This window comes from Zobellia alginiliquefaciens (assembly GCF_029323795.1).
GTDB classification, from domain to species: Bacteria; Bacteroidota; Bacteroidia; order Flavobacteriales; family Flavobacteriaceae; genus Zobellia; species Zobellia alginiliquefaciens.
Genome location: NZ_CP119758.1, coordinates 822,641 through 839,720 on the forward strand (window position 1 = coordinate 822,641; position 17,080 = coordinate 839,720).

The 17,080-nt window shown below is 38.0% G+C and carries 14 protein-coding genes; 10 read left to right on the forward strand and 4 right to left on the reverse strand.

Annotation, left to right across the window (positions count from 1 at the left end; genetic code table 11):
- Positions 1-13: 13 nt before the first annotated feature.
- Positions 14-457 carry an SMI1/KNR4 family protein gene (locus tag P0077_RS03465; protein ID WP_276167771.1) on the reverse strand — a complete coding sequence of 148 codons (444 nt, stop codon included), beginning with the start codon at positions 455-457 and terminating at the stop codon, positions 14-16.
- A gap of 187 nt (positions 458-644) precedes the next feature.
- Here P0077_RS03465 and P0077_RS03470 point away from each other — a divergent pair, with 187 nt between their 5' ends.
- The 9 genes from P0077_RS03470 to P0077_RS03510 all read left to right on the forward strand — a co-directional run bounded on the left by P0077_RS03470 (position 645) and on the right by P0077_RS03510 (position 12,233).
- A complete protein-coding gene (locus tag P0077_RS03470; RefSeq protein WP_116770521.1) occupies positions 645-995 on the forward strand; it encodes a hypothetical protein in 351 nt (116 codons plus the stop codon).
- A gap of 2 nt (positions 996-997) precedes the next feature.
- Positions 998-1,855 carry a hypothetical protein gene (locus P0077_RS03475; RefSeq protein WP_276167772.1) on the forward strand — a complete coding sequence of 286 codons (858 nt, stop codon included), beginning with the start codon at positions 998-1,000 and terminating at the stop codon, positions 1,853-1,855.
- A complete protein-coding gene (locus P0077_RS03480) occupies positions 1,856-2,989 on the forward strand; it encodes an adenylosuccinate synthetase (protein ID WP_276167773.1) in 1,134 nt (377 codons plus the stop codon). It begins immediately after the preceding gene.
- 114 nt (positions 2,990-3,103) lie between these two features.
- Positions 3,104-4,159, forward strand: a complete 1,056-nt coding sequence (locus tag P0077_RS03485; RefSeq protein ID WP_276167774.1) for an SMI1/KNR4 family protein — start codon at positions 3,104-3,106, stop codon at positions 4,157-4,159.
- Positions 4,160-4,215: 56 nt separating this feature from the next.
- Positions 4,216-6,690: a hypothetical protein gene (locus P0077_RS03490; protein ID WP_276167775.1), complete on the forward strand. Its 2,475-nt coding sequence runs from the start codon at positions 4,216-4,218 to the stop codon at positions 6,688-6,690.
- Between the two features lie 3 nt (positions 6,691-6,693).
- Entirely contained in the window at positions 6,694-7,353 is a 660-nt protein-coding gene (locus P0077_RS03495; RefSeq protein WP_276167776.1) for a DUF1266 domain-containing protein, read from the forward strand.
- The gene (locus P0077_RS03500; protein WP_276167777.1) at positions 7,350-9,599 is read left to right on the forward strand and encodes a tetratricopeptide repeat protein; all 2,250 of its coding nucleotides are present in this window, start codon (positions 7,350-7,352) and stop codon (positions 9,597-9,599) included. The genes P0077_RS03495 and P0077_RS03500 overlap by 4 nt, the downstream gene beginning before the upstream one ends.
- A gap of 25 nt (positions 9,600-9,624) precedes the next feature.
- Positions 9,625-11,601 carry a tetratricopeptide repeat-containing sensor histidine kinase gene (locus P0077_RS03505; protein ID WP_276167778.1) on the forward strand — a complete coding sequence of 659 codons (1,977 nt, stop codon included), beginning with the start codon at positions 9,625-9,627 and terminating at the stop codon, positions 11,599-11,601.
- Entirely contained in the window at positions 11,598-12,233 is a 636-nt protein-coding gene (locus P0077_RS03510; protein ID WP_276167779.1) for a response regulator transcription factor, read from the forward strand. The genes P0077_RS03505 and P0077_RS03510 overlap by 4 nt, the downstream gene beginning before the upstream one ends.
- 12 nt (positions 12,234-12,245) lie before the next feature.
- Here P0077_RS03510 and P0077_RS03515 read toward each other — a convergent pair whose 3' ends face one another.
- The gene (locus P0077_RS03515) at positions 12,246-13,238 is read right to left on the reverse strand and encodes a hypothetical protein (protein ID WP_276167780.1); all 993 of its coding nucleotides are present in this window, start codon (positions 13,236-13,238) and stop codon (positions 12,246-12,248) included.
- 152 nt (positions 13,239-13,390) lie between these two features.
- Between P0077_RS03515 and P0077_RS03520 the strand changes: the two genes are divergently transcribed.
- Complete coding sequence (locus tag P0077_RS03520; RefSeq protein ID WP_159303178.1) at positions 13,391-13,786, forward strand: hypothetical protein; 396 nt, start codon at positions 13,391-13,393, stop codon at positions 13,784-13,786.
- 94 nt (positions 13,787-13,880) lie between these two features.
- Here P0077_RS03520 and P0077_RS03525 read toward each other — a convergent pair whose 3' ends face one another.
- Positions 13,881-14,570, reverse strand: coding sequence for a hypothetical protein (locus tag P0077_RS03525; protein WP_276167781.1), 690 nt, complete (start codon positions 14,568-14,570; stop codon positions 13,881-13,883).
- A gap of 87 nt (positions 14,571-14,657) precedes the next feature.
- On the reverse strand, positions 14,658-17,048 hold the full coding sequence (locus P0077_RS03530; RefSeq protein WP_276167782.1) for a leucine-rich repeat domain-containing protein: 2,391 nt from the start codon (positions 17,046-17,048) through the stop codon (positions 14,658-14,660).
- Positions 17,049-17,080 lie beyond the last annotated feature (32 nt).

The window sequence follows — 17,080 nt, forward strand, 5'->3', positions numbered from 1 at the left end:
TGTAATTATTATATTATAACGGTTTTTGAGTTCTTAAAAGTTCCGAAAAAGACTTGGATATTAATGCTACTTCGCCCCCATCGTGGTAATATGCCCAAACCGTAAATTTGCATTCGGGGTCTAAATATAGGTAATCGCCATTCTCCTCACCTATTACAAAACCTTTGGCTACGCGCTCTAATTTTACAGAGCGAAAATGTGCTGAAGGTGCCGTGAGCTCCATCCCTACTTCTTCTTGAACTTGTGTGTACAGTTTTAAACATTCGTAGTTGGCTGCTTCACCTACTCCTTTCATTTCCCATCGTTTTAGCAATGCCTCAGTTCCCATTAGATTCCAAGTGCGCTTATCCCATCTACTATTATTTTTCAGTGGTGCACCTTTTGGGTTTTCCTGAAGAAACTTTAAGTATTTCAGCGGTAATCTTTGCTGAAAAACATCGCTCATTTCCAATTTCATAAGTACTGTTTAATTGATTTGACAGGATGTAAATATGAACTACAAAGATGCGCGTAGGGTTTAAAATATCACTCACCGTTTTCAGTGATATTGAGATGAACTCATTACTACGCTAAATACTAAAATCACCCTTTTCAGGGATATAGAAAATCAAGGTTCAACATAGCTTTGTCCCAAAGAAATTTTCATGGAAGACAAAATAACGAATGCCGCTTTCTTAGAATCGCTAAAGCGCAACAACGAAAAAATAAGAGACGACCGTGCAAGTGCCATTGCCGAAGATGCGCAACTAATGTACAAGCGTGAAACGGAAGACTTGGCGTTGTCTTTAAAACGACTGAAACGTGAGCAGGAAAATATGTTAGATATGAGCCCGACAGATGCGAACAGTTTGGTCTTAGCTTCAGATTTTGATGCGAAGGACTATGTTGCCAAAGACTTAGAGATGTCAGTTAAAATCAGAAATCTGGAAATTAAATTAGAACTGGCAAAGAAGCGCTACGCGTATTTGTTCGGTGGACAAATAAATGAACTGTAATTATGGGAGGAGGAAGATTTAGTCACGAGGCATATTCAAAACTTAGAACATCTAAAGGCTACAGCAACAAATCTAGGGACGAGATATTTACCGCTTCACAATTAGACCCCGAAATGGACCCCGCCAACGTAATTGTTAGGGAGTCTAGAGATTCAAAAGAGCATCCAGAAACTGTTTCCATCATTGTAGGTTTAGATGTAACGGGCAGTATGGGCTTTGTGCCAGAACTTATTGTAAAAGAAGCTTTGCCAGATTTAATCGGCTCGTTAATGGAAGCCGGTATAGAGCATCCACAAGTACTTTTTCTAGGTTTGGGAGATTTCGTTTATGACCATGCACCGTTACAAGTAGGGCAGTTTGAATCTTCTGCCGAATTACTTGACCGTTGGTTAACCCGTGTATATCTAGAAGGCGGCGGTGGCGGTAATAATCAAGAAGGCTACAACTTGGCGCATATATTTGCGGCACGTCATACTTCTATAGATTGCTGGGAGAAAAGAAAGCAAAAAGGCTTTTTGTTCACCATTGGCGATGAACCGGTTTTCCCTACGATTCCCGCAGCGATTATAAAAAAATACACTGCCGCAGAGGAAGCCGAAACCATTACAACCGAGGCTATTATCAATGAAGCTCAAGAAAAATACAATGTTTTTCATATGCACCTAGAGCACAGCGAATGGTCTAAATCCCCAAATAGAAAAGGTAACTGGAAAGAATTACTTGGTGAGCATTTTATTGTGATGCCCGATTACAAAAAAGTAGCCAAACGGATTGCGGAATTAGTGATTCAACACCATACACCAACTACGGGCAACACTACTTCGGGCATTTCCGATACCGAAGTTGAAGATATGTTATAAATGCAGCAATGTAGTATAGTTATAGATTTAGGTTTTGGCGATGCCGGTAAAGGGTTAACGACCGATTTTCTAGCATCGCAACAACCTGAACAAAGTATTGTGGTCCGGTTTTCTGGCGGACACCAAATTGGGCACACCGTAACCACGGATGCACTTACACATACCTTTAGCAATTTTGGTTCGGGTACCCTCGTTGGCGTTCCCACCTTTTACACGGAGCATACTACGGTATTTCCGCCTGCCATTTTACAAGAGGGTAACTTTCTAAAAAAGTACAAGCCGCAACTGTATGTTCACCCGTTGGCAATGATTACTACCATGTATGACATTGCCTATAACAGGGCTTTGGAAAAACAGCAAAACCACGGTTCTTGTGGTCTGGGTTTTGGCACAACAATCGCCAGAAATAAAGAGGAGGTTTATTTCTTTGCCAACGATTTACAGTTCAATTGGGTCGCAAAACAGCGACTAAAAAGTATACGAACGTACTACGAAACCAAGCTGTTGCACCAACCCAAAAGCGTTCAAGAATACTACTTCAACGAACTTAGCACCTATGACGAAGATTACTTTTTAGAAACCTGTTCGGCTATTGAACCCTTTTATCAATTGGTAAGGCTACCAGAAATAGCGGCACACTTTGAACATTTTATTTTTGAGGGCAGCCAAGGTATTCTTTTAGATACGCAACATGGTTTTCACCCGCATACCACTTGGAGTTACACGACTTCTAAAAATGCCATTCAACTTATTAAAGACCATTTGGGTCCCACTGCTACTGTGCGTATTTTCTATGTAACACGTTGTTATCAAACCAGGCACGGCAACGGACCCATGTCCGAAACCCAATCGGTTACGCTTAAAAATAACGATAACGAGGCGAATGAAACCAATGAGTTTCAAGGTGAATTCAGAACCAAAGGCTTGGATCCAGAACTACTAAATTATGCCCTGCAATGTGATGCTATTCATCATCAAGATCTACTCATCGAGAAGAATTTGATGATTACCTGTCTAGATCAACTACCAAGTTTTTCACCTGCTGATTTAATTGAAAACTTAGCTCCCAATTTTTCATCGGTGCACGGTAGTTACGGACCTATGCGTAAGTTCATTAAGCAATTACCTGTTTAAATTTTCAATTCCGACATCACTTAAATTTCTGTTTAAAAAATTAAAATCACCCTTTTCGGGGATAGCCTCTCCATTATTCTCAGGTACCTTAGCGGCATCAATAAATAAGTGAAGATGAGAAACAGAATTGCGTTTTCAGAGCATGTGGAACAAATGAAATGGGAAGATTTTCATTTTGATGTGATGCCGGTCAACACCTTACCTCCGTTAGAAGACCCAGACGATATTGACAATAGTTTTACATTTTGCGATGCGCTATTAGATGCATTTAAAGAGGCTACAGGTAAAGAGGTTTTAAAACTTCTCTTTATAACTCCAGAAGACATATCCAATTCCAAGTACTTCGGCATCGCTTATTTAGAAGGCAAGGAAATCTTTACAGCTGAAATAGAAAACACATCTTTGTTCAACGAATGGTTCTCCGTTGTTGATGAGCGAACGAGCAGAAACGAAATCACCACCTCAAAAGTGTATTTTTTTGGTGCCAACTCTTTTAGTTGTCAGCCAATTTCCAACTTTAAAAACAATATAGTTTTTGATAAGACCGGCGTATTTATTTCGGAGAAAATACCCAATGAATATATTGCGGAAAAATTAGCGAAGGAAAAAGCGGACTTTATAGCTCCGTTTATTCAATTAGAAGCTGAAAGCCGTTTTGAGAAAGTAGTGCAACAATTTGTGCAATTGGTCCATACGAAAGGACTCACTATTATTCCGCCTAAAAACAATGATGCTATTTATGCGGAGTTTGAGGCTGCTGCCGGATATCCTTTCCCGACTATCATAAAAGAATTTTTAACCCTACATAACGGTGTGCAAAACTCAGCGATTATGGGTGCCGAGAAAATTTTTCAAGAATGGAAAGATTGGCAAAGGATATATAACGATTGGACGCAAAAGGAGTTGTTGGATACCTACAGTACCAACGAAGGCAAAACATTACTAATGTACACTACGCCATATTGGATTCCGTTTTTTGATTTGCAGAACGGTAATTTTTTGGCGTTCGATTTTGCTCCGGACAAAAAAGGTACTGCGGGACAAATCATCCGTTTTGGTGCGGACCAAGAAATTGGTTACATACAGGCTGATAGTCTCGATATATTTTTAGCGAGTTTAATGGATGACGAAGGCGATATTCAAGACTATGAATGGTTCAGAAGTGAATAATCCAACCATAAACTACCACTAAAATCAATTTACAACCTACCAGAACATCTAATTACATGTTAGAAATTTTCAAGAATAAAGTAATTCCGAAGTTAGACCTCAAGGAGCTGGAAGCACCTAATACAAAAGCTTTACTACAGGTTTTAGAATTACAAGACTGCCAAAACACCGAAGTATTTGAGCAACTAAAAAATAGTTTGGACAATCAAAACATTGAAACTGTTTTTACTGAGGATTTGGCACAACAAATCTTTTATCATCCAGAAATTTATGCCGATGAAAAAGAGGGAGCAGCATTCGTAATTTCTTGGCTTCCACTATTAGAAAACGGGTTTTATCCTGATAAAAAAAGCACAGAAAAACTGATTGCATTTCTGTATTTTAATCTTGGTTTTCTTCAAAGTGAAGCTATTTCAGAGGATGAGCTAACACAAATTTTCAGCGTTTTAAAAACATTGGTGCACAGCGAATCTTCCGCTTCACTGCCCGTTGCGCGTTTTTTGATGCATCGTACTCTTGATATTCGCGATTGTGTGAATTCAGATTTTATCATACAGAATTGCATAACTCATGAGATTCTTGCTGGAACCTATTCCGTTCGCAATGCAGATAAAACATTTTCAAAATATCCCTTCAGAATTAACAACGAATTTGTTCAGCATTTTTACGAAGGAGATTGGCATGTATTGGTAAACACTATGCACCAAATGCTGCCAGTTGGAAAAGTATATCTGCCGGGCGCTTACAATGTAATGCAAGCTTGGTTGAGTGAAGAACTAGCTGCCTTTTATCAGGAAAATACAGAACTGGCACATGCAGCGCATAATGCCTTAAACGAACGGTTCTTATTTGTAGAGGATGAAGGTTTAGCCTTATTAAACCTACAGACTTCTGAAGGTATTTTTCCGTTAATCACTGCTTTAGGCAGTAAACAATGGGATGCTGGCGACGTACTTCTTTTCAATAACCGAGATAAAAACATACCACAAGAACAACTGGACCAATGTTATAAAAGGTTTTTAGATTGGTTAAAAGCCGATAGAGGTAGCAATTTTTACACAGAAGCTTTTCAAGAGTTCGGAAAGCATATTCTAACGGAAGAAAATTCCGCCGTACTTCCAGTCGACTTTATTCCGTTTTGGTTTGAAAAGTGTAATCCTAAAACAGGTATAGCAGACCAAATTGAACTATACAACAGTTTATTTTCTAGATTTCTAAAGGCAAATTCAGACGGAAAACTTCCGGTGGTTCGTTTGGGTAATGAAAACGTTCAGCTTACGGGTGAACATCTCATTACAGAAGTATTTCAAATTACCGACAACCTGACTAACTGGATTTCAGGCTTTGCATCATCGAACATATCTGACCCTCTAAATCAGTTTTTGATTCTAGCATTTTATGATGCTCGTGAAACTTTATCATCACTTTTCAGTTTAGAAAACCAAGAGGGTCTATTCGGTTATCTAGAAAAAATGGCATATTCCGCCAAAGAAGCAACGGAAGAAATCAGAAAAAATAGCCTTCCCCTACTCGTTAAAACTTTAGCGGCACTATTCGCAGAAACCAATAATTTTACCCGTGTTAATAAAATTTGGGCATTAAAAAGCATAGACGACAGTGTATTGAACTTGTGTAATGATTATGCGCAATTGCAGTATGTAAATGAAAATCGCCCTTTGTTCTTGGGTCTGCTGCAAAGCTGGTATAATTTCTTAAGCGACTACTATTATAGTTTGGGCAGCGAGTCGGTTTGGGTGCCACATATGCTGAATACACAAGGTAGACGCAGTGCCGCCTACCTTAATGAATTGGATGAAAATGTAACATCTTTCGTGAACAAGGCTTTAATGCATCTTTTTGATTTCCATAAAAAGAGTAAGCAGAAAGCTGAATCCAACGAGTTCTTTCAGTCCATCCAAACGGATATTGAAAACTACCTCGAGGACTTCCTAAAAGAATTAATGGAGCACAACCTTGCAAAAGAAACGGCAGAAAACATGTACATCTACAGTAAAGCACACTTTGCGCATCGCAAAACATTACAAGAAGCAGTTAATAAATTCCAGGACTACCATAAGGAAGTAGAACCAAAATCTGAGAAAGCTGTACTTATTGAACAGCTACAGACATCTGAAATTGATTTTTCACAAGTAGCGTTCGACCCCAAATATGCCAATGCGGTACTACACAATTTAGAAAATTATAAAACCGAAGGAACCTGCGACAGCAAACTGCTTGAGGTTTTGGATACCAACACAACAGCATTTAAAACCTGGTTGGCAGAAGAACCTATCATTGAAGCTAAATTTATACAAGCCCTTTACATGACCTTGCTAGATAAAGATCTAGCACCTGAAACCCCGTTGGAACCCTATGGTAATTTATGCAGAAGCTTGTTCGTACAACTGGCAAAAGGCAGTAAAATGGCAAGCTCTTACGAGATGGGACTAAAGGCAATGGCAAATTCCGGAGCCTATCCAGAAAACTTAACAACTGCTTTATTGCAGGTAGTTAACGACTTAAAAGCTTAGAGAATGACAGCAGAAATAACATCAAAAATTCAAGATCAACTCAACCTTTCTGCCTTGGTTTTGATGAACAATTATAAAAAGGCGGACCTAAATAGTTGGTACGGATTTGATATTGAAGATCATCTACAATTAAAAAATGTAGAGCGTATTGCCAAGCTACACGGTATACTTTCTGGCGTACATCTTCGTAACAGTTTGCATCGTTACGAAACAGGTGAAACGGCATCTAACCCTTTTGAAAAACTGGCAATGGAGTTGCGTAACGATACTACCAATACTTTTGAAGCCAAGTTCAATGCCATAAAGAACCCTACGAGCAAAAATGCCTATAAACTGGTTTGGAGATACCGTTTTAGCCTTAAAGATCAAAAGCTGTACGGTTATGAGTTTGCCTATTACGTTTCTCTAATGCGCATAGGTGGCGCTCTCGGTTTTATAAAGCCCGAAGAAATAGCAATGCGTTTGGAAGACGTGGACGCTCGAATGAAAAAAGCATTTTCTAGTTGGGGCGAATTTCACCGAAATGTGTGTATTGGCGATGAGTTTATACGCGGGGCTTCAGAACCTGACATTAGTAAATACCCCGGTACCGAAACCCTTTGGGAATGCTACCAACGATTGAATATTCACCATGCCGACAGGTTTAAAGAATGGAACATATGAGCTTAACAAGAAAAGAGGTCGTACAATATATAGAACAAGCGCATAGCCTTTTAAGCGAAAAAAAGTTTGCCGAGTTAAACCCGGTTATTACGGCTATACAAGATAATTTAGATGTTCTGGGATATTCGTACCCATCGGATAATGCAAGGTATTACCGCTTTTTCATGTTGTATATGGGTGCTTTTGAAAAGGTGAATATAGAGGTGATGCATTCATATGTAGAAGCGCTTGAGCAGGTTGGTCAAGTATTGGCTTCCGATTATGAATACATCTGCAGCTATTACCAAACATGTCCGGAAGCGGTTTATGAAAAAGCGCTACAAAAGTATCCGTATAACGAAACACTTCACATACATTATGCCTTAAAATTACAGGTAGAAAAGCGATATACCGAAGCCATTGCCGTGCTGAAATACATTCTGGAATGTTACCCAGCCACTACCGAAGCACGATTTTTACTATGGAAAATTCAATCGGCTCAACTAGACGATTTAGTGACCTCAACCGAGGAAGCAGATTGTTATCAATTGCTGGATTTAGCCTCTGCAACCCATAATCTACAAGTCTTAAAGGGACTACAACTAGACACGCGTTTAGACAAGAAGACTAAATTACTCACCTATATTCAAGTTGCCATATGGGAGAACAGGTCGGTTGAAGTGATCGAGCTTTGGAAGAGCGAATGGAAAACGCTAGACCTTACGGACCAGAGCCGTTATGTATTGGCAGACTATGCCAAGGCTTTTATGATTTATGATCTGGTTCCCCAAATATTAAAAGCTCCCCAGAAACCAGATTTTCCGGAAACCGATTTCACCAACTTTTCCGAATACAAAGTCTTTATGGAGGCACTTGTCAATTCCGGCTGGCAACTGGCGCAGCATCATTATTTGTTGTTGGGGAATGCCGCATATTTTCACTCCAATAACAGCAATGCGGTAGAAATTTGCTTAAAACAAGGTTTGGCGCTCAACGAGAAAAATCCGTTGTTGTTAAACCTGAAAGCAATGTACCTTAAAAGCCTAAATAAATATCAAGAAGCTGGGGCAATCTACCATGAGGCGTTTAGAAACGGACTCACCATGGATAATTATTTGCTGTATTTAATTGAACTGAACAACAGAATTGAAAGTTACCAGGGCGTTCTAGATACTGTAAAGCAATTTCATATAAGACATACGCCCACATTAAAATCCATGTTTTTCAAGGCAAGGGCTTTGTTTAAATTCCACCGAGATGATGAAGCATTGGCAGTACTGAACGAAGCGCTTCAAGATTTTCCGTTACACTCCCGCTCCTATGCTCCGTGGATGCTCCACTACCGTATGATCATCAATAAAAGAAAACGAAATTACACCCAGTATTTCATAGATCAACAAGCAGAAATCAATTACTACGTTGATGGGGACGACGACTATTTCAACACGACCAACCTTGCCGTTGAAACCATTTTTGAACAGGGCGAATACGAGGAATGTTACAAGTACGCCATTTACAATCACGAACAGGGAAAACTGGCAGAAGAACTATATCCTATTTTTCAATGGATTTGTTTTTACGATTTTCTACTTGAGAAACCAGAGGATTTACAAGATGTAACGGAAGCAAACATAAATCAACAACCGGAAACCTTTGAAGATTTCAGAAATAATGGTTTAATCTATTGGATGTTGGACAATCACACTGCAGCTGCAGAATCGTTAATGATAGCCGCATCAAAAGCCATCAACAAGGCGCTCTATCTAAAACTAGCGTTGACTTGTGCCAAGGAGGGCTTTAACAATTCACTCTGCCTCACTATTATCGAAACCATACAAAAAGAAGTTCCTGAAGCACGCGAGTTCAAAACGGACTATACCTACGCCAACATTTTAAATGATGAACAACGACATCAAGAAGCCTACGATGCCCTTCTAAATGTACTAAAAAGCTATCCGGAACGTGCGTTTTTTGAATTCCCGAAAGATTTCAATTACCTGTTGCACACTTTAAAAAACAACGCCAAAGCATTGGAAGATATGGGTGGGTATAACAAATATATTTCCATGCTTTTAAGTAGGGACAATCCTATCGAAAATCAACTGAGGGAGCAGCAAGAATTAGCAAAATCGCAAAGCGAAGAAGACCTTTTTCTACAGCACAACCTCATGGAAAACCTAGCACGATTAAATTTTGAAATGCACCCAGAGGAACAAGAGGAATTAAAGGAAATGAAAAAGCGTATTAAGGCTGCCCATTTCGCTTAAAGGTGGTAATTTTGCCCATTCTTAAATGAAGCTAATTACACTACATAAAATTCTCATCGTCTTCCTGTTTTTAGGGGCTTACACGAATAGTTGGTCACAAAACAAAGATGAAAACAAGCTAATGGACTCGCTTTCACACGTTTATCAAAAAAACGTGTATTCGCAGCCCATATTAGCCAAGGAAGCTGCACAAAAATGGCTTGAAGAAAGTGAAAAATTAGGGCTGAAAATACATACTATCAGGGCGCATTATGCACTGGCGAATCTGGGCAATATTTCGGGCGATTATAAAACTGCCGTAAGTGAAACCCAAAAAACCATAGCACTGCTAAAAGAGCTAGAGATGGAAAACGGCTTGGCGGCAAGCTATAATATTTTGGCGTTGGGTTATAAAAATCTTGGCAATTACCCCAAAGCAATGGAAAGCTTTTTGGAGTGTTTACGGTATGCCGAGAAAATGGACGACACCCAGCAAGAAGCGAATGCCTACCAAAATATAGCTACCCTTTACGTTTTACAAAAGGAGTATAAAAAGGCGACCGAAAATTTAGACCGTGCCGCTGACCTCTACCGAGAATTGGGCGATGATGACGGTGTATTGGTGACCCTCTTCAATTATGCGAGTATTTTAAAAGAGCAAGGAAAATATGATGCAGCTCGCGAGCATTTTAAAACCGTTCTAGACTATCGTGAAAAAGAAGGGAACAAAGCGGTAATTGCGTATATCAACATGAATCTTTCTCAAATGTTGGTCAAAGAGAACAAGTATAAAGAAGCGGTTATTTCTTTAAAGAAAACCTTGTCCCTTTTAAAGGAAGTCGATTTTAAATCGGATATGGTCATTATTCTGAACGACCTGGGTTTATGCGAAAGTAAATTAGGGCATACCAAACAAGCCATTTCCTATTTTGAACAAGCTTTGGAAATGGGCGAAGAACAATCCATCAGACAATACAAATCGGACATCTACAAGAACCTTTCTCAACTATACCAAGATGAGGGTGATTACAAAAAGGCACTAGCATTTTACGAAAAAGGGGTGAGTACCCTTTCGCAGCAAAACTCATTGGATAAAGAAAAATATGTTGCCGAGCTACAAGAGCGGTATGAAACACAATTGAAAGAAACGCGAATAGATTTACTTGAAAAAGAACAAAAACTGGGCGAAGCCGAACTGCAAAAAGCTGAACTTACGGTAAAAAGACAACGTATTATTAGAAATGCCTTTATTGCAGGTTTCATTTTGGTCCTGATTTCGCTGCTTATCCTGCGTCACCAATATTTTAAGCGATTGAAGGTTCAGCAAGAATTGAGCATGCAGCGCGAAGAAAATGCCGACCAGAAAATAAACCAGATGATCAAAGATTACAAGTTATCTGCGGTAGAAAAATATCAGCAAGGGCAAGATGAAGAACGTGCACGCCTGGCACGAGAGATCCACGATGGCATAGGCAGTGATTTGGCAGGAATTAAAATTGCTTTTGAGCATTACATAGAAGACCAACAAGAAAAACCGCAGACCAAAAGAATATTAACGGCAATAAATAATGCCTGTACCGATGTGCGCGGACTCTCGCATCAATTGCATCCGCCAGCTTTTGCCGCACTGGGTTTTACGAATTTCTTGAGCGATTTTATAGACCAGATTTCCAAAAGCGCCACCATAGATTTTCAAACGTTTTTTTATCCGGAGGAAGATATCAATCAATTGCCCGATGCCCTTCTTGCCGATGTCTACCGTGTGGTACAAGAATTGGTCAACAACATTCTTAAACATGCCGAAGCTACCAATGCAGAAGTGCAGCTTACCAAGCACGAAGACCACTTGAATATTGTGGTAAACGATAATGGAAAAGGCTTCCATGAACATAAAAAACAAGGTATAGGACTGCGAAATATAAAAGAACGCTTACAAAAAATGAAAGGTTCTTTAGATATCGATAGCAGTGCAAGCAGCGGAACATCCATAACCATAGATATTCCTTTAAAACAGACATCGTGAAGAAAATCAACATCATTATTGCAGACGACCATTTAATGTTTCTTGAGGGCATCAACACTATTTTAGGCGACATGCCCGAGATAGGTGAAGTACACCTCGCTACGGAAGGAAAACAGGTGGTGCGGTTGTTGAACCAGTTTGAAATAGGATTGATTATCAGTGATATCAATATGCCAAAAATGGACGGTATTGAATTGTTGACCGAGATAAAAAAGAAACACAGTACCGTAAAAATTATCATGTTGAGCATGTTAGATAATCATAGAACGGTACACAAGGTCATTCAAAAAGGTGCCGACGGATTCGTTCCTAAATTCACCAGTAAAGAAGAATTGCAAAAAGCGGTACGCACGGTTTTAGACGGCGAGCAATACTTTTCTGAAGTCATTAAACAGCGATATATGGAAAGTATTTTTGAGCGTAAAAAGTATAAGAATATTGAGCTTTCCCCACGAGAAAAAGAAGTGCTCTCGTTATTGGCAGACGAACTGACCTCTAAAGAAATATCGGAGAAGCTTTTTATATCGGTCAATACCGTAGAAACGCACAGAAAAAACATTCTTCTTAAAACAGGCTCAAAAACAACGACTGGAGCCGTAAAATACGCCATTGAATCTGGCTTGTTCGACTAAACTCAGCCACTTTTACATTTGAATCCCTTCGGCTTCAACCCGTAATTTGATGAGTTCTAAAGTCTCATCATAGCTAATTTTATCGTTTTCCTGAGATATCATTTCCCCAAAATATAAATGCCCCGTATCTATATCGTAATAGGTAACATAGAGTCCGGTTAAAGGGTTTTGCCATTTCTCGTTTTTGTCATTATCTATCGTTGTATCGTTAAGGTATTGTACCCAAGCAATTTTAGACAATGCCGTTTTATCCAAGATAATTTTTCTATACGATTCGTCTATTTCATAATTGGGATACAACTTGTCCAAATCGGACTGCACACGCTCTTTTATCTTATTTTCTATAGCATCAAAATCGCTCATTTTTGACGAAAGCATAAACATTTGCGGCTGCCATTGATTTTCAATATTCTCTAGCGGAATATCAATATATCCTTCGGGATGGGCTTCGGTCTTGATAAACAAAGACATAGTGTAGGGAATATCCAACTCCTCATAAGAGCTGTTCAACCTTGCGACAAACCTATCTATCAAATCATGTAAAGCAGCTGTTTTTATTTTCCCGGTAATAAAAATTTCAAACCTATCGTTCTCAAAATTGATTTCTTTAATTTCATTTATAAAATCGGCTTTTACTTTTTGTCGCGTTTCATAGCGTTTGCGTTCTCTTTCGTAGAGGTCCGCAATTTTTAAGTTTTCCGTTCCATAGTACGATAAGGTATCATTCTCCAACAGCTCTTTCGGGTTTACATGGCAGTAGAATTCAATTTCAGGTATTTCTTTATGGAAAATAACTACGGTAAACATATTCGGATTCATAGTAGCGGCATTAAAAAACCGATTCAATTCCCTAAAACCTAGCTCGCCGTTGTGTTCTTTTTCTAAGTATTGCTCCAAATTGTCAGCTGCTTTGTTGGTCGAGATTCCCCCCATAAAACGAGAAAAATTGTTTACGAAAATGAAAAACAGCAAAATTAAAACGCCTATAATAATCAATGTTTTCATACCTGAAATTTTATAAAGTGAAGTTAGAACGATTGCCTGCCTTACACCTCACGGAATTCCGTGAGTTTTACTTTTCACTTAATAGGGGTGCTTAGAAACTAACGCCTTAAAATACCTTTGAAGTATTCAAAATTACATCTAAAATATTCATCATGGGATTACAAGAAAAAAGAGCTGCTAAGGCAATTGAAGAACAATATGTAGGGGATTACCAAACCGAAATTAATGAAATAGTAGGTAAAGAATTACCGATTAACATTAACTGGGATACCTTTGAAATGGATTATATAAAATTTGTACCAAGCGTTTGTTTACAGCGTGTTACAGATGCTTTCAAAGAAGTTTGTACCGACGATTTAGGTAAAGAAGCCATTGCGGAAAGTATTAACAAGATTGAAGTGTATTGCATAGCCAATGAGGGTGCAGAAGACAAAAAAGAACTGAAGATAGCAGATGGTGTTTTCTCACTTACAGCTTGCTGGGGAGGTCACCACAGTGGATATTTCTCTGATTTGGTCATTAGAGAATTCTTGGAGAACAATCTTTAAGAATATTGGTCTGTAAAGACTATGTTGTTAGTAAAAAAGGAAAGCCTAATTGGCTTTCCTTTTTTTTGTTTACTGCAATTTTGACCTTTACAGGCTACAAGCATTTTTCTATACGATCTTGCAATTTAGTTTTTGATGCGACACTCTTTAGCCCTTTTGAAACATCTATGGAAATAGAAAGCAGTTCATTTTCCAGGCTCACGTTATTCGCTTCCTCCAGTTTAAAAGAGATTTTGGCAATCGCATTTACGAACGCTTCTTTGGCAAGTGTATCGGTGGCTATGGATTCTAATGTGCCCTCTAAAATTGAGATTGATTTCTTGGCATAGAACTTCTCTACATCGTCTGGCTTTTCCTCATACGCATAGTTGATCGTAATTGCTTTCCCCAACATCTTTTCTGCTGATTGCTCTAAATCTCTAATCTCCTTTTTAAGTTGAAGTAGAGTCGGCACATCATCTGCATTCGGCGTAAAAGGAATGTTACCATCTGAAAATTGATATAGGTAATTTTCAATATTCCCTAGCGAGATCGAAACAATGGAATGCAACTCCACGTATTGTAAATCTGGTTTGTGGTCGTACCAATTACCGAGTAAAACGATGCTTTTTTCCGTGTCATAATTAATGAAGTACCCAGAGACATTACCTCTACTGGTACCGATTGACACGTTGGGCATTTGGGGTTTTTCCTTATTTCGTTCTTCGTCCGCTATTCCTTGAAGGGTTTTGAGCACCTGAGAAATTTCTAGTACAGGTAGCTGCAGCATTGTCTTAAAATCCATAATTCTGTTTTAATTTAAAACAGCAAAGATGGATCGTATAGCGCTAAAATTACTACCCGTTTTCAGTGATATTATATACTTATTCCATTAGAAGTATGTATTCACATGATTACTAAACTCCTTTTTCAAGATAGTATAACCAGGTGTAATTAAATATTTATACTTCTCAGGAGACATATTGCTACCTTTAAATTTTGAAATGTAATACTTGAGCTCTTTCAATTTTAATTTCTGAAAATATTCAGGAACACTATACTTAAATGAACACCCGTCAATACTTAAACGCGTAAGCTTAGGTAAATCCGCAATCCAAGTTGGCAGGTGATCAAAATCTATATTATCTACATACAACGTCTCTAGATTTTGTAGCTTTTTTAGGTATTCTGGAACTGCCTTCATATGATAACCAAAGTTTAATTCCGTAAGGTCAAGGGATGTTATATTCTCGGGAACATTGTCTACATCATCATGTATACCATTAAAGTGTATTTTTTTTAACCTAGTAAACTTGGCTAACTTTTCATACCCTTCCATATTAAAATCATAGCACAATGAAAGACTAAAGTTTTTAAGCGCAGGGGCTTCTAACGGTTCAAAAGTTGCCAAAGAACTTCTAGAAACATGTAAATTTTCTAATTGGTTCAATCTCACCTCAGGAAAAGAATTGGCAACCCTATAATGTTCTAGAAATATGGTTTTTAAATTAGGTGTATTACCCAAAATAACTTCCAAGTTTCCTGCGTTATATAACTTTAATTTTAACTCCTTTAATTGTTTGGCAGGAAAGCTGTTTATTGGCAAATTACTCTGATTATTGTTCGCTAAACACAAGCGCTCCAATTTGGTACAGTACTTTAAAACATCTTGAAAGTGAGCTGTTGTGCCATATGATTTTAGCTCTTTAAGCTTTTCAGGTTCTGGCAAATACTGTGTTAAGTCTTCTTCAGAAAACTGTTCACCACCAGTTATAGACCATAGTAATTTTGAAACAACAAAATGACAAAAAAAGTTCTTTAAATCTTGTATCGGTACGCTATCTAAATACGTCCGCTCTGTTCTAATAAGCCGGTTACCCGAAACAAGTTCCTTAATTCCCACAATTTTAAAGTCATTAATTCTAGCAGGCAGGCTGTTCGTATACAGTACCAAATTAGAACAATCACTTATTTCCAAAACTGCTAAGCTCTCTATATTCCTTAAATCTTCTGGTAGTGTTTCTACATCTGCATTTACAATTTTTATATGTGATAATTGAGAACATTTACCCAGGTGTCGCCATAGAATTTCGCTGTTTTTCAACTGAAACACTTCAATACTTTCCAATGATTTTAATTGTTCCAAGCCCACGGTTATGCTTGAAAAATCATATAACTCAGTAACCTTCAACTTTTTTAACTTTGGAAAATTTTCAGGATGGTTCAATACATATTCCAGTAAAGAAATGTTTGAAATTGATAATTCTGTATTTTCAAAAACAGTATTTCCATTACTAATCTGAACATTTTCATCTAACCGCACAGACCTAATATTTGGTAAAAACAGATACTTATCTTCAATACAATGAATCTGCGGAAGTTTTTGCAACCGCAACATCCATAGATTATGCAACATTAATTCTGCGGATGGTAATTCTGCTACATCTGCACAATCGAAAATCGATAATTTTTCCAATCTATTGAGCGAAACAATGGATTTCGGTATTTTTTTGATGTTTTTTAGGCGATAAAACCCTATTTCCTTTATGTTTTCAGGAAACAAAAGTTCTGAAATATCTTCAAGAGCCGCGTCATAAAAATTTAATTCAACCAATTTCGTAAGCTTATGAAACCTATTAGGTAATGCAAAAGGCTGCTCACCTTCCTTTATACTTAGCGTCAACGAAAATTCTTTTAGGGATTTTAAATTGAAGAAGCTAATGGGAAGCTGCTGTAAATGTTCCAGATCCAATTCTAGTTCCTCCAAGTTTTCCAAACCCCCAATAGTTTCGGGCAATTTTTGGTAACTACCTTCTATTTCTAGGCTTTTGATTGTTTTAATATTGCAAAATTGCTCTAAAATGTTGTCTTGCAAATCGATTTCAATTATGAGTTTTTCTATTCCCTCAAATCTTTGAATTACTGCAGGTTGTTCTTCTAACTTCTCTGCAAGGGTTTCATTCACAAAAACCTGTAAAAAGCCTAGCTTGCCATATAATTTACCTAATGGAAATAGCGGGTCTTTTAAAGTGAAATTGATAAATGAGTTTAGTATTTTTTCACTGTCATCTCCCTTTTCCGGTAACTTACTTCTAGTCTTAAAAGCAGCATTAATCTCTACCGTACCATATTTTTCTATGTATTCAGCAATTTCATTAATGGTTTCCTTGTCCCTGGTCATTTTGCCCACTAGAAAAAGCTCATAGAGAAAAGCTTCAGGGAAATTATCATCCGTTTGTATATGTTTATAATAGGTGGAAAGGTAATTTTTATTGAATTCCATAATATGCGTAAAAAAGTAAGAAGGCAGCTATT

Coding starts and splice junctions, on each gene's coding strand:
- P0077_RS03520 (WP_159303178.1), top strand. CDS start 13,391: ATGGGATTACAAGAAAAAAGAGCTGCTAAGGCAATTGAAGAACAATAT.
- P0077_RS03475 (WP_276167772.1), top strand. CDS start 998: ATGGGAGGAGGAAGATTTAGTCACGAGGCATATTCAAAACTTAGAACA.
- P0077_RS03530 (WP_276167782.1), bottom strand. CDS start 17,048: ATGGAATTCAATAAAAATTACCTTTCCACCTATTATAAACATATACAA.
- P0077_RS03495 (WP_276167776.1), top strand. CDS start 6,694: ATGACAGCAGAAATAACATCAAAAATTCAAGATCAACTCAACCTTTCT.
- P0077_RS03465 (WP_276167771.1), bottom strand. CDS start 457: ATGAAATTGGAAATGAGCGATGTTTTTCAGCAAAGATTACCGCTGAAA.
- P0077_RS03470 (WP_116770521.1), top strand. CDS start 645: ATGGAAGACAAAATAACGAATGCCGCTTTCTTAGAATCGCTAAAGCGC.
- P0077_RS03525 (WP_276167781.1), bottom strand. CDS start 14,570: ATGGATTTTAAGACAATGCTGCAGCTACCTGTACTAGAAATTTCTCAG.
- P0077_RS03505 (WP_276167778.1), top strand. CDS start 9,625: ATGAAGCTAATTACACTACATAAAATTCTCATCGTCTTCCTGTTTTTA.
- P0077_RS03500 (WP_276167777.1), top strand. CDS start 7,350: ATGAGCTTAACAAGAAAAGAGGTCGTACAATATATAGAACAAGCGCAT.
- P0077_RS03480 (WP_276167773.1), top strand. CDS start 1,856: ATGCAGCAATGTAGTATAGTTATAGATTTAGGTTTTGGCGATGCCGGT.
- P0077_RS03515 (WP_276167780.1), bottom strand. CDS start 13,238: ATGAAAACATTGATTATTATAGGCGTTTTAATTTTGCTGTTTTTCATT.
- P0077_RS03490 (WP_276167775.1), top strand. CDS start 4,216: ATGTTAGAAATTTTCAAGAATAAAGTAATTCCGAAGTTAGACCTCAAG.
- P0077_RS03485 (WP_276167774.1), top strand. CDS start 3,104: ATGAGAAACAGAATTGCGTTTTCAGAGCATGTGGAACAAATGAAATGG.